This is a genomic window from Nocardioides piscis, from assembly GCF_011300215.1.
In the GTDB taxonomy this organism is placed as follows: Bacteria; Actinomycetota; Actinomycetes; order Propionibacteriales; family Nocardioidaceae; genus Nocardioides; species Nocardioides piscis.
This window is the reverse complement of sequence record NZ_CP049866.1, coordinates 3,305,763-3,318,469: the sequence shown is the minus strand read 5'-3', so window position 1 is coordinate 3,318,469 and position 12,707 is coordinate 3,305,763. Positions and strand designations below refer to the sequence as shown.

Genomic DNA, 12,707 nt, shown 5'->3' with positions numbered 1-12,707 from the left:
TGCCTCACTAGACTCCGACGTATGGCCGAGGAGACGAGCACCCCCGTGACGCAGGACCGTGCGTCAGCGGTGCCGCTGTCTGCCCGCAGCATGCGGGCGCGGCTCGCTCGCATCGGCGCGAAGCCGCCCACCGGCAACCCGGTCCTGGAACCGTTGCTGCGCTCGGTGCGGGCCAACCACCCCAAGGCCGACGTCGCGCTGATCGAGCGTGCCTATGCCGTCGCCGAGCAGATGCACGGCACGCAGATGCGCAAGAGCGGCGACCCCTACATCACCCACCCGCTCGCCGTGACCACGATCCTGGCCGACATCGGCATGACCGAGCCCACCTTGGTGGCCGCACTGCTCCACGACACGGTCGAGGACACGCCCTACACCCTCGAGGAGCTGCGCAAGGACTTCGGCGACGAGGTGGCGGTGCTGGTCGACGGAGTGACCAAGCTCGACAAGGTGCAGTACGGCGACTCGGCCCAGGCCGAGACCATCCGCAAGATGATCGTCGCGATGTCGCGCGACATCCGGGTGCTCGTGATCAAGCTCGCCGACCGGCTCCACAACATGCGCACGCTTCGCTACCTCAAGTCCGAGACCCAGGAGCGCAAGGCCCGCGAGACCCTCGACATCTATGCCCCGCTGGCGCACCGCCTCGGCATGAACACCCTCAAGTGGGAGCTGGAGGACCTCGCCTTCGCCACGCTCCACCCGAAGATGTATGACGAGATCGTCCGGCTCGTCGCCGACCGGGCGCCCTCGCGCGACCAGTTCCTTGCCGAGGTGATCGCCGGCGTCGAGGCCGACCTGCGGGAGGCCAAGATCAAGGCCAAGGTCACCGGGCGGCCCAAGCACTACTACTCGATCTACCAGAAGATGATCGTCGGCGGCCGTGAGTTCTCCGACATCTACGACCTGGTCGGCATCCGCGTCCTCGTCGAGGAGGACCGCGACTGCTACTCGGTCCTCGGTGTCCTGCACTCGCGGTGGAACCCGGTGCTGGGGCGGTTCAAGGACTACGTCGCGATGCCGAAGTTCAACATGTACCAGTCCCTCCACACGACCGTGATCGGGCCGCAGGGCAAGCCCGTTGAGCTGCAGATCCGCACCTTCGCGATGCACCGCCGCGCCGAATACGGTGTCGCGGCCCACTGGAAGTACAAGGAGGGCGCGAAGGCCGGCACGACCACGGACCCGCGCTCGGGGTCCGCCCAGGCGGGCGACGACATGACGTGGCTGCGCCAGCTCCTGGACTGGCAGCAGGAGGTCGAGGACCCGGGCGAGTTCCTGGAGTCGCTGCGGTTCGAGATGAACCGGGCGCAGGTCTATGTCTTCACTCCGCGAGGCGACGTGATCCCGCTGCCCGTCGAGGCCACGCCGGTCGACTTCGCCTACGCCGTACACACCGAGGTGGGACACCACACCATCGGCGCCCGGGTCAACGGTCGGCTGGTCGCGCTGGAGTCACAGCTCGACAACGGCGACGTGGTGGAGGTCTTCACCTCGAAGGCACCCAGCGCCGGTCCGTCGCAGGACTGGCTCAACTTCGTGAAGTCCCCGCGGGCGCGCTCCAAGATCCGTCAGTGGTTCACCAAGGAGCGCCGCGAGGAAGCGATCGAGCGGGGCAAGGACCAGATCGGTCGCCAGATCCGCAAGGAGGGGCTCCCGCTCAAGCGGTTGATGACGCACGAGTCGCTGATGCAGGCGGCCGCCCACTTCAACCACGACGACGTCTCGGCGCTCTATGCCGCGGTGGGCGAGGGCAACCTCAGCGCGCAGGCGGTCGTACGCCGAGTCATCGACCTGCACGGTGGCAACGACGGGGCGGCCGAGGACCTCGCCGAGGGCGTCACGATCACCAAGCGCTCCCGGTCGGCTGCGAGCAGCACCGACTCCGGTGTCGTGGTCAAGGGCGTCGACGACCTCTGGGTCAAGCTCGCGAAGTGCTGCACCCCGGTTCCCGGCGACCCGATCCTGGGCTTCGTCACCAAGGGCGGGGGAGTGTCGGTCCACCGCAAGAACTGCACCAACGCCGCCAGCCTGGAGCTCCAGCCCGAACGGGTCCTGGAGGTCGAGTGGGCGCCGACGTCGCAGTCGACGTTCCTGGTCAACATCATGGTCGAGGCCCTCGACCGTGCGCGCCTCCTCTCCGACATCACGATCGCGCTCTCCGACGCGCACGTGAACATCCTCAGCGCCTCGCTCTCCACCACCCGCGACCGCGTCGCCAAGAGCCGCTTCACCTTCGAGATGGCCGACGCCTCCCACCTCGACAGCGTGCTCCGCGCCGTCCGCGGCATCCCGGGCGTCTTCGACGCCTACCGCGTCACCAGCTGATCGTCCCCACGCCCGCGCCGGACCGTAGGCCCCCGGTCACGGGCGGGTGGTGTGGTCTGGTTGTCGCTGATGCGGTGTCATGCGCGGGTGGGAGCATCAACAGGCCCACACCACCCGCGTGTGCAGAGGGGCGAGGCTCAGCTGAAGTCGGAGGCAGCCCGGCGAGCCATGTCGAGGAACGCCTGCTTGTTGGCGACGGAGTCCTCGAGCTGCTTGACCCTGGCGGAGTCACCGGCGGCCTGCGCCTTGTCCAGCTTCGCCTGCTCCTCGGCGATGCCCGCCTCGAGCTTGGCGACGATGTCGTCGGCGCGCGCGGACTTCTCGGGGTCGGTGCGCTTCCACTGGTCATCCTCGACAGCACGGATGGCCTGCTCGACCTTGCGCATGCGGCCCTCGAGGTCCTTCATCCGGTCGCGCGGCACCTTGCCGGCTGCGTCCCACCTGTCGGCCAGGTCGCGGAAGGCCTTCTTGGCGGCATCGAGGTCAGTGACGGGCACGAGCTTCTCGGCCTCGACGAGGAGCTGTTCCTTGACCTCGGCATTGGCGGCGAACTCCTGGTCGAGCTCGGCGTTGGCGGCGTCGCGGGCGCCGAAGAAGGCGTCCTGGGCGCCACGGAAGCGCTTCCACAGCTCGTCGTCGATGTCGCGTGGTGCAGGTCCGGCGGCCTTCCAGTCGCGCATGAGGTCGCGATACTTGCCTGCGGTCGGTCCCCACTCGGTCGAGCTCGCCAGCGCCTCGGCCTCCTTGGCCAGGCGTTCCTTCATGACGCGAGCACTGTCGCGACGCTCGTGCTCCTCGGCGAAGTGGGCCTTGCGGCGTCGCGTGTAGGTGGTGCGCGCGCCACTGAAGCGCTTCCACAGCGTGTCGTCCGTCGGCTTGTCGAGGCGGGGGAGTGCCTTCCACTCGTCGAGCAGGTCACGCAGCCGGTTGGCACCGGCGCGCCAGTCGTTGCCCTGGGCGAGCTTCTCCGCCTCGGCGACGATGCGCTCCTTCTCCACCTTCGACTCAGCGGTGCGCTTGGCCTTCTCGGCACGCTTGGCCTCACGCTGGAGCGCGATCAGCGGGGCGGTGGCGTCGAGCTTGGCGGCCAGCCCGGTCAGGTCGCCCACCGCGTTGGCCTCGACGACCTGCTCGCGCAGCGCCTTGACCCGGGTGATCGACTCCTCGGGAGCGAGCTTGCCCGCGGCGATGCGCTGCTCGAGGAGGTGCACCTCGAAGGCGAGCGCGTCGAAGCGGTCGGTGTAGAACTTCAGCGCCTCTTCGGGAGTCCCCTCGGGGTACTGCCCCACGGTGCGTTCCCCGTCGGACGTCTTGACATAGACGGTGCCGTCCTCGGCCACCCGGCCCCAGTCGGACTGCTTGTCGGCGCTCATGGTCGCCCATCGTAGTCACCCGCAGGGGCCGGCGGGTTCCTCGGTAGGCTGGCGCACCCCGGAGACGTTCCACTCCGGCTCCACCTGCCAGCAAGGACCTCTCTCTGTGTTGATCGCCGGCTTCCCCGCTGGGCCCTGGGGCACCAACTGCTATGTCGTCGCCACCGGACCGGGCGCCGAGTGCGTCGTCGTCGACCCCGGAAAGGACGCCACGGCCGGCGTGGCGGAGGTGGTGCGCGAGCACAAGCTCAAGCCCGTCTCCGTGCTCGTCACCCACGGTCACGTCGACCACATGTGGTGCGTGGCCCCGGTCGCTGGTGCCTATGACGCCACTGCCTGGATACACCCCCAGGACCGGCACCTGCTGGCTGACCCGATGGCGGGAATGAGCCGCGAGACGACCCAGATGCTGCTGGGGGGCAGCTATGAGTGGGCGGAGCCCGACGACGTCCGCGAGCTCGCGGACCTCCAGGAGCTCGAGCTCGCGGGCCTGAAGTTCGTGGTCGACCACACGCCGGGTCACACCGAGGGCTCGGTCACCTTCCGCACGCCGTACGCCGAGGCGGAGATCAGCGAGGTCATGTTCTCCGGCGACCTGCTGTTCGCCGGTTCGATCGGCCGCACCGACCTCCCCGGGGGTGATCACGCCACGATGCTGCGCAGCCTGGCATCCAAGGTGCTGCCCCTGGCCGACGACATCGTGGTCCTGCCCGGCCACGGCGAGCAGACGTCCATCGGCCGGGAGCGGGCGACCAACCCCTACCTCCAGGACCTCTGATGGCGAAGATCGCACCCCTGAGCGGGTTCCCCGAGCTGCTTCCCGAGGAGCGGGTCGTCGAGCGCGAGGTCATCGCCTCGCTCTCACGGACCTTCGAGCTGCACGGCTTCGCCAACATCGAGACCCGGGTCGTCGAACCCCTCGACCGGCTCGCCAAGGGTGGTGAGATCGACAAGGAGATCTTCGTCCTCCAGCGCCTCGCGGCCGAGCCCGGCGCCAAGGCCGAGCTGGGGATGCACTTCGACCTGACCGTGCCGTTCGCACGCTACGTGCTCGAGAACGCCGGCAAGCTCGACTTCCCCTTCCGCCGCTTCCAGATCCAACCCGCCTGGCGGGGCGAGCGACCCCAGGAGGGGCGCTACCGCCAGTTCACCCAGGCAGACATCGACATCGTCGGTCGCGACACGCTGGGGTTCCACCACGACGTGGAGGTGGTGCGGGTGATGGTCGAGGCACTCGGTGCGCTACCGCTTCCCCCGCTGTCGTTCCAGGTCAACAACCGCAAGCTGATCCAGGGCTTCTATCGCGGCCTCGGCATCGCCGACGTGACGGCTGCGATCAGGGTCATCGACAAGCTCGACAAGCTCCCCGCCGAGGCGGTCGCCGAGCAGCTCGTCGAGCAGGCGGGGGCGACTCCCGAGCAGGCCGAGCAGTGCCTGCAGCTGGCCTCGATCCGGGTCGGTGACACCAGCTTCGTCGACCAGGTGCGCGCACTCGGCGTCGAGGACGACCTGCTCGACGAGGGCCTGCGCGAGCTCGCCGCCGTCATCGACGGGTGCGCCGGGGTGGTCTCCGAGCGCGTCACCGTCGAGGCCAACCTGCGCATCGCGCGCGGCCTCGACTACTACACCGGCACGGTGCTCGAGGTGTTCATGAGCGGCTACGAGCGCCTGAAGTCCGTCGGCGGGGGTGGTCGCTACGACGCGCTCGCCAGTGACGGCAAGACCACCTATCCGGGCGTCGGCGTCTCGTTCGGCGTCTCCCGCACCCTGATCCCGCTCATCGCCGACGGCGTCCTGTCCGGCAGCCGCAAGGTCCCGAGCGCAGTGCTGGTCGCCGTCACCGACGAGGACGGCCGAGATTCCAGTACGGCGGTCGCCACCGCCCTGCGAGCTCGCGACGTCGCCTGTGAGGTGTCCGCCGACGCCGCCAAGTTCGGCAAGCAGATCCGCGCGGCCGAGCGCCGGGGCATCCCGTTCGTCTGGTTCACCCAGGCCGACGGCACCCACCAGGTCAAGGACATCCGGTCCGGCGAGCAGGTCGAGGCTGATCCCTCGAGCTGGACCCCACCCGAAGCAGACCTGCGACCGCAGGTGCTCCGAGCGGGTCAGGACACAGGTTCGCCCGAGTCGCGCACCAGATAGATCCACGGGAACGCGCGACAGCCGACCTGCCAGCCGTCGCGCTCGTAGCGGGTGAGTGACCCGCTCCAGGCGATTCGCTTGTGCTCCCAACGGGTCGCGGTCCTGACCATCCGGTGCCGCAGCATCCCGGCACCCACGGTGTGCCAGCCCAGCGAGCCCGCGAGCGCGAGCTCGGGCAGCTCGTCGAAGACGGTCACAGGTCCGAGCCAGCGTTCGACCGGTGTGTCGGGTCGATCGTCCGTCGTCTCCGCCCGGCCGAAGCGCTGTTGGGCTGCCTGCCTCGTCAGGCCCAGGGCGGTGCCGATCGCCGACCAGCTCTGGCCACCCCCACGCGCCGCCGCCACGGACTGCTTCAGGAGATCGCTCGTGATCCGGTCGGCCTGGGCCGCCCGTCTCACGATCTCCAGTGGTGCCGTGCCGTCGTCCGGATCGACTCGCGGCGGTTCCGAGAGGATCGCGGCGCCGATCGCCGCGGCCATCTCGCTCATCCGCGGTCCAGGTCGGCGCCGTCGTCTCGTCCTGCCGCATCGCGGCTCGGGAGCCACATGGCGTTGGGATCATCCGTGCTCGGACGACGCAGGCGCGCAGCGAGCAGCCAGACCCCCAACAGCATCATCATGATGCCGGCGCCCTGGCAGAAGCCCTTCAGAAAACCGTCGAGCTCCGATCCCAGCCAGGTGAGGGCCATCCCGGGGAGGACGAGGCCGACGCCGCTGGAGAGGGTGATCCGGGATGTCATCATCATGTGTCAACACTCTATTGACGCTCGAAAAATGTCAATGCTGCGTTGACGTTCCAGGTCGGGCGGCCCCGTCGGGGCTAGCCGTGGATCCAAGTTGGACCACGGATAGAGTCGCCGCATGATTCGCACCCATGACGCTGGCGCGCTGCGCGCCGAGCACGTCGGCCAGACCGTTGTCCTCGCTGGATGGGTCGCGCGCCGTCGCGATCACGGTGGGGTCGCGTTCCTCGACCTGCGCGAGGCGAGCGGTGTGGTCCAGGTGGTCGTTCGAGACGAAGAGGTCGCCCACAGCCTGCGCAGCGAGTTCTGCCTCAAGGTGACCGGCGAGGTCGTCGCCCGCAAGACAGGCAACGAGAACCCCAGCCTGCCGACCGGCCAGATCGAGGTCGTGGCCACGTCCGTCGAGGTCCTGAGCGCCAGCGCACCGCTGCCGTTCCCGATCGACGACGCCGGCACCGCCAAGGGCGGTGACGTGGGGGAGGAGGCGCGCCTGAAGCACCGCTACCTCGACCTGCGCCGCAGCGGACCCAACGCCGCCCTGCGCCTGCGCAGCAAGGTCAACAAGGCAGCCCGCGACGTCCTCGACCGCCACGACTTCGTGGAGGTCGAGACCCCGACGCTGACCAGGTCGACCCCAGAAGGTGCTCGCGACTTCCTGGTGCCGGCGCGGCTGCACCCGGGCAGCTGGTACGCCCTGCCGCAGAGCCCGCAGCTGTTCAAGCAGCTGCTCATGGTCGCCGGCATGGAGCGCTACTACCAGATCGCGCGGTGCTATCGCGACGAGGACTTCCGCGCCGACCGCCAGCCGGAGTTCACCCAGCTCGACATCGAGATGTCGTTCGTCGAGCAGGAGGACGTCCTCGTGCTGATGGAGGAGGTGCTCGCGGAGATGTGGGCCCTGATCGACGTCGAGATCCCACGCCCCATCCCGCGGATGACGTATGCCGATGCGATGGCCCGCTTCGGCAGCGACAAGCCCGACCTGCGCATGGGCAACGAGCTGGTGGAGTGCACCGACTACTTCAAGGACACGCCGTTCCGGGTCTTCCAGGCCGACTACGTCGGGGCGGTCGTCATGCCCGGCGGCGCCAGCCAGCCCCGCAAGAAGCTCGACGCCTGGCAGGACTGGGCCAAGCAGCGCGGCGCGCGCGGCCTGGCCTACGTCCTGGTCCAGGAGGACGGCACCCTGACCGGACCGGTGGCCAAGAACCTCACCGAGGACGAGCTCGCCGGCCTCGCGGCGCAGGTCGGCGCGAAGCCCGGTGACTGCGTCTTCTTCGCGGCCGGCGCCCCGAAGTCGAGCCGCGCCCTCCTGGGCGCCGCGCGGCTCGAGATCGGCCGGCGCTGCGGACTCATCGACGAGTCGGCCTTCGCCTTCACCTGGGTCGTGGACGCGCCGCTCTTCGAGCCGGCCAGCGAGGCTGTCGAGAGCGGCGACGTCGCGGTGGGAGCGGGAGCGTGGACGGCCGTCCACCACGCCTTCACCAGCCCGCAGCCCCAGTTCCTCGACGACCTCGAGAGCGACCCGGGCCGGGTGCTCGCATTCGCCTACGACATCGTGTGCAACGGCAGCGAGCTCGGTGGCGGGTCGATCCGGATCCACCGTGAGGACGTGCAGAAGCGCGTCTTCTCCGTCATGGGCATCGACGAGGACGAGGCACAGGAGAAGTTCGGGTTCCTGTTGGAGGCCTTCAAGTACGGCGCCCCGCCTCACGGCGGCATCGCCGTGGGCATGGACCGCATCTGCGCGATCCTGGCTGGAGCCGATTCCATCCGCGACGTGATCGCGTTCCCGAAGTCCGGCGGGGGTTCGACCCGCTCACCTCGGCGCCCGCCCCCATCTCGATCCAGCAACGCAAGGAAGCAGGCGTGGATGTGACGCCGGCGAAGGATCTCTCGCCAAACAGCTGAATCGTCCGCGGATGTGTCGCCGGAGCGCACAGCCGTGTCCGGATCGTTACTCGTCGGTGATCGCCAGTGAGGTCCGGGTCACATATGGTCGCACCGGCGCGTGACGCAGGTCGTCGCGTGCCCGGACCGAACCAGAAGCGCACACGACGAGGTGGAAATGACTGCACCGGGCACCGAACTCGAGAGCCACTTCGCTGGCGCTGAGGAGCCCACCGACGGGACCGACGGTGCAGTGGCGAACAAGTCCCCGGGCAAGCTGGCCAGGGACCGCTTCCGCAAGGACAAGCTCTCGATGTTCTCGTTGATCGTCGTGATCCTCTACTTCGTGGCCGCCCTGGCTGCGCCGATCCTGGTGAAGGTCGGGTTCCTCGATCCCTTCACCCCCAACCAGGACCTCCTCAACCCCTTCCAGCTGCCGATCGGCAAGTGGGGCGGCATCTCCGGCGACCACTGGCTCGGCGTCGAGCCCGGCATCGGCCGCGACGTGTTGTCCCGCGTCTGGTACGGCATCTCCTTCTCGCTGGCGATCTCGCTGACGGCGACGCTGATCGCGGTGATCATCGGCGTGACGCTCGGGATCATCTCGGGGGCCTCGGGTGGCTGGGTCGACGCCATCATCGGCCGCGTGATCGACCTGACGCTCGCCTTCCCCCAGACGCTGATGCTGCTCGCCCTCTCCGCCGTGGCGTTCGCCTTCATCTCCGAGGTGATGGGCGTGCCACCCGGCAACCCCACCAGGGCGCTCTATGTCGTGGCGGTGCTCGGTCTGTTCGGGTGGACGGGCGTGGCTCGCATCGTGCGTGGGCAGGTGCTGTCGCTGCGCGAGCGTGAGTTCGTCGCCGCCTCGAAGATGATGGGCGCCTCGAAGTTCCGGCTCTACTTCCGCGAGATCCTCCCCAACCTGTGGGCGCCGATCCTCGTCACCTTCACCCTGATCATGCCGGCGTTCGTCTCCGCCGAGGCGGCGCTGGCCTATCTCGGCGTGAGCATCCAGCCGCCGACGCCGACGCTGGGCAACGTCTTGTTCGACTCGCTCACCTACGCCGACACCGACTTCGTCTTCTTCTTCGTCCCGGCCTTGTTGATCGCCACGATCGTCGTGTGCTTCAACCTGCTCGGCGACGGCCTGCGTGACGCCCTTGACCCCAAGGGGCACCGGTGACCCCCAGCGGGTCACCCGACCGGAGCACAACACAAGTTTTCGTCGACACAGCGTCGACGAAGGTGCCGTTCAGGCGGCACGTCCAAGGAGGAAAACAAATGGGTATGAATCTGAGGAGGACCGTCGCAGCAAGTGCGGCTTCGGTCCTGGGGCTTGGCCTCCTGGCTGCCTGTGGCGGCGATGGTGGCGACGATGACACCGACAACTCGCCCAGTGGCAGCTCCGCCGAGGCAACCGCCGGCGGCACGCTGAAGGTGCTCCAGCACTTCCCCTACGAGGCGTCCGACCCGCAGCGCATCTACTACGGTGTCCAGCTGGCGTGGTACCGCCGCCTGATGTATCGCGGCCTGCTCGGCTTCCCGATGTCCGAGGACGCGGAGGAGTCGACCACCCCGGTGCCCGACCTCGCGACCGACACGGGCACCTCGGAAGAGGGCGGCAAGGTCTGGAAGTTCACGCTCAAGGACGGCGTGAAGTGGGAGGACGGCAGCGACATCACGTGTGAGGACGTCCAGTACGGCACCTCGCGCGTCTTCGCCAACGACCTGATCACCGGTGGCCCCAACTACACGCTCAGCTACATCGACGTGGAGGACTACCCGGGTCCCTACAAGGCGACCCCGGAGCAGCAGAAGGCCTTCGAAGAGGCAGTCAGCTGTGAGGGCAAGACCATCACCTTCAACTTCAACAAGCCGTGGGCCGACTTCCCGCAGGCCGTCGCCGGCATGATGATGACGGACCCGTACAAGGAAGAGTTCGACGAGGGCGCGAAGAGCCAGTGGAAGGTCCTCTCCAACGGCCCCTACAAGGTCGAGGGAGGCAAGTGGGACAAGAACGGCGGCGCGACCCTGGTCCGCAACGAGAACTACGACCCCGCCACCGATGACCCGGAGACGCTGCGTCTCGCCCTGCCGGACCAGATCGACTACCAGATCGACCCGTCCGACACCGCAGGTGAGCTCTTCAACGACCGCCTGATCCAGGACGCTGCTGACGTCCAGAACGCCATCACCACCGCTCGCGTGGCGCCGGCGCAGTTCCCGAAGATCACTGGCCCGGTGGAGGAGCGTTACCTCAACGTCGACTCCCCCTACACCCAGTACCTCTCGCCGAACTTCAACAGCGACAACATGAAGGACCTCGCTGTCCGTCAGGCGCTGGCCAAGGCGCTCGACCTCAACGGCTACGTCAAGGCCCTCGGTGGCGAGACGGCTGCTGCTCCGGCAGAGTCGATCGTCAACCCGAGCGTCCCCGGCTACACCGAGAACCCGGCGTTCGCCGATGACAACAACAACGACGGTGACCCCGCGGCAGCCAAGGCGCTGCTCGAGGAGGCCGGCGTCCAGCTGCCGCTGAAGATCAAGCTCGGCTACCCGGCTTCGCCCACCGCCGACAAGGCGATGGCTGTTGTCAAGCAGGGCTGGGACGACGCTGGTTTCGAGGTCTCCCTCGAGCCGCAGGGTGACACCTACTACGACGTCATCTCGCGTCCCGACGACGAGTTCGACGTCACCTGGGGTGGTTGGGGTGCTGACTGGCCGTCGGCCATGACGGTCATCCCGCCGCTCTACGACAGCCGCCCGAACTTCTCGCCCACCACGTGTGGTCAGAACTACGGCTGCTACCAGAACGACGAGTTCGAGGCCCTGGTGGACGAGGCGGCCAACGCCTCCGACATCGAGGCCCAGACCGAGGCGCTCGTGAAGGCGGACGCCAAGCTCGGCGAGGACGTCGCGTACATCCCGCTCGACACCTCGAAGTTCAACTGGCTCCACGGCTCCAAGGTCACCGGCTTCACGACGACGGCTGCGTCGTCGTCCTACCCGGAGATCGGTCTCATCGGCGTCACCGAGTGACGTCTGCTTGACCCGAGCCTGACTCATCGGGCTCTGCAGTGATCAGTTGCTGGGTGGGCACCTCGGTGCCCACCCAGCAACCTGCCGGGCATCCCTCCGGCGCACAGCTCTCCGCGCGTCCCCACAGGGGCGCGACCCAAGATCTTCGAGGAAGTGAGACCTACCGATGTGGGCCTACATCGTGCGCAGAATCGCCGTGGGACTAGCGCTGGTGCTCGCGCTGACCCTGGTGACGTTCGCGCTCTTCTTCGCGTCGCCCGTCGATCCTGCGCGCTTCGCCTGCGGCAAGAACTGCAGCGAGCAGCAGCGCGACCAGGCGCGCAAGGCACTGGGCTACGACAAGCCCGTCTACGAACAGTGGGCAAACTTCATGAAGGGCGTGGTGGTCGGCCGTGACTTCCCGGCCGATCCCGAGCTGCGGGCAGCCGCACCCGAGGTCGTCACCCACTGTGAGGCGCCCTGCCTGGGCTACTCCCACGTCAACTCCGCCACGGTCAACGACCTGGTCAAGAAGGCAGCGCCCGTCTCCATCTCCCTGGCGATCGTGGCCCTGGTGATGTGGCTGGTCGGCGGCGTGCTCTTCGGCATCCTCGCCGCGGTCTTCAAGGGGTCCCTCATCGACCGCGGCATCGTCGGCTTCACCCTGTTCGCCTACGCGTTCCCCACGTTCTTCATCGCCGTGTTCTTCCTCAAGTACCTCGCGGTCAAGTGGCAGCTGTGGCCATATCCGACCTACATCTCCCTGGTGGACGGTGGGGTCGCCTCCTGGCTGGGCAACCTGCTGATCCCTGCCTTCACCCTGGCCCTGGTGTTCATGGCCGGCTATGTCCGGATGACTCGCGCCTTCGTGCTCGAGTCGATGACCGAGGACTACATCCGCACCGCGAAGGCCAAGGGCCTGTCCGGACGAGTGGTGCTGTTCAAGCACGGCCTGCGCGCTGCGCTGACGCCGCTGGTGACGATGACCGGCCTCGACTTCGCGACGCTCCTCGGCGGGGCGATCATCACCGAGTCCGTCTTCGCCTACCCGGGTATGGGGCTGCTCACCATCCAGGCGAGCAACGCCTACGACCTGCCGACCCTCATCGGAGTGGTCGTCGTGGCCGGCTCGTTCGTGATCCTGGCCAACATCATCGTCGACATCTCGTACGCGTTCATCGATCCCCGAGTCCGGCTCGGGTAGGAAGTGGAGA

General features: G+C 68.0%; 9 protein-coding genes and 1 pseudogene. 7 read left to right on the top strand and 3 right to left on the bottom strand.

Annotated elements, in window-relative coordinates:
• Positions 1 to 90 precede the first annotated feature (90 nt).
• Positions 91 to 2,328, top strand: a complete 2,238-nt coding sequence (locus tag G7071_RS16285; RefSeq protein WP_166321245.1) for a RelA/SpoT family protein — start codon at positions 91 to 93, stop codon at positions 2,326 to 2,328.
• Between the two features lie 137 nt (positions 2,329 to 2,465).
• Here G7071_RS16285 and G7071_RS16280 read toward each other — a convergent pair whose 3' ends face one another.
• Complete coding sequence (locus tag G7071_RS16280; protein WP_166320440.1) at positions 2,466 to 3,701, bottom strand: DUF349 domain-containing protein; 1,236 nt, start codon at positions 3,699 to 3,701, stop codon at positions 2,466 to 2,468.
• Between the two features lie 106 nt (positions 3,702 to 3,807).
• Between G7071_RS16280 and G7071_RS16275 the strand changes: the two genes are divergently transcribed.
• Both G7071_RS16275 and hisS read left to right on the top strand, forming a co-directional pair.
• The gene (locus G7071_RS16275; protein ID WP_166320439.1) at positions 3,808 to 4,479 is read left to right on the top strand and encodes an MBL fold metallo-hydrolase; all 672 of its coding nucleotides are present in this window, start codon (positions 3,808 to 3,810) and stop codon (positions 4,477 to 4,479) included.
• The gene (hisS, locus tag G7071_RS16270; protein ID WP_166320438.1) at positions 4,479 to 5,843 is read left to right on the top strand and encodes a histidine--tRNA ligase; all 1,365 of its coding nucleotides are present in this window, start codon (positions 4,479 to 4,481) and stop codon (positions 5,841 to 5,843) included. Before G7071_RS16275 ends, hisS begins: the two co-directional genes overlap by 1 nt.
• On the opposite strand, the gene G7071_RS16265 is transcribed toward hisS, so the two are convergent.
• Both G7071_RS16265 and G7071_RS16260 read right to left on the bottom strand, forming a co-directional pair.
• The gene (locus tag G7071_RS16265; protein WP_166320437.1) at positions 5,807 to 6,331 is read right to left on the bottom strand and encodes a hypothetical protein; all 525 of its coding nucleotides are present in this window, start codon (positions 6,329 to 6,331) and stop codon (positions 5,807 to 5,809) included. The genes hisS and G7071_RS16265 overlap by 37 nt on opposite strands.
• Positions 6,328 to 6,588, bottom strand: coding sequence for a hypothetical protein (locus G7071_RS16260; RefSeq protein ID WP_166320436.1), 261 nt, complete (start codon positions 6,586 to 6,588; stop codon positions 6,328 to 6,330). Before G7071_RS16260 ends, G7071_RS16265 begins: the two co-directional genes overlap by 4 nt.
• Positions 6,589 to 6,703: 115 nt before the next feature.
• Here G7071_RS16260 and aspS point away from each other — a divergent pair.
• From aspS to G7071_RS16240, 4 genes and pseudogenes are all read left to right on the top strand, one after another.
• Positions 6,704 to 8,496: pseudogene (gene aspS / locus G7071_RS16255) on the top strand (aspartate--tRNA ligase).
• Positions 8,497 to 8,653: 157 nt separating this feature from the next.
• Positions 8,654 to 9,658 carry an ABC transporter permease gene (locus G7071_RS16250; protein ID WP_166320435.1) on the top strand — a complete coding sequence of 335 codons (1,005 nt, stop codon included), beginning with the start codon at positions 8,654 to 8,656 and terminating at the stop codon, positions 9,656 to 9,658.
• Positions 9,659 to 9,756: 98 nt separating this feature from the next.
• The gene (locus G7071_RS16245; RefSeq protein ID WP_246210082.1) at positions 9,757 to 11,514 is read left to right on the top strand and encodes an ABC transporter substrate-binding protein; all 1,758 of its coding nucleotides are present in this window, start codon (positions 9,757 to 9,759) and stop codon (positions 11,512 to 11,514) included.
• Between the two features lie 166 nt (positions 11,515 to 11,680).
• The gene (locus G7071_RS16240) at positions 11,681 to 12,697 is read left to right on the top strand and encodes an ABC transporter permease (RefSeq protein WP_166320434.1); all 1,017 of its coding nucleotides are present in this window, start codon (positions 11,681 to 11,683) and stop codon (positions 12,695 to 12,697) included.
• Positions 12,698 to 12,707: the final 10 nt, after the last annotated feature.

Excerpts from the sequence above, each read along its gene's own strand:
- G7071_RS16285 (WP_166321245.1), top strand. The coding sequence starts at position 91 with ATGCGGGCGCGGCTCGCTCGCATCGGCGCGAAGCCGCCCACCGGCAAC.
- G7071_RS16280 (WP_166320440.1), bottom strand. The coding sequence starts at position 3,701 with ATGAGCGCCGACAAGCAGTCCGACTGGGGCCGGGTGGCCGAGGACGGC.
- hisS (WP_166320438.1), top strand. The coding sequence starts at position 4,479 with ATGGCGAAGATCGCACCCCTGAGCGGGTTCCCCGAGCTGCTTCCCGAG.
- G7071_RS16265 (WP_166320437.1), bottom strand. The coding sequence starts at position 6,331 with ATGAGCGAGATGGCCGCGGCGATCGGCGCCGCGATCCTCTCGGAACCG.
- G7071_RS16260 (WP_166320436.1), bottom strand. The coding sequence starts at position 6,588 with ATGATGATGACATCCCGGATCACCCTCTCCAGCGGCGTCGGCCTCGTC.
- G7071_RS16250 (WP_166320435.1), top strand. The coding sequence starts at position 8,654 with ATGACTGCACCGGGCACCGAACTCGAGAGCCACTTCGCTGGCGCTGAG.
- G7071_RS16245 (WP_246210082.1), top strand. The coding sequence starts at position 9,757 with ATGGGTATGAATCTGAGGAGGACCGTCGCAGCAAGTGCGGCTTCGGTC.
- G7071_RS16240 (WP_166320434.1), top strand. The coding sequence starts at position 11,681 with ATGTGGGCCTACATCGTGCGCAGAATCGCCGTGGGACTAGCGCTGGTG.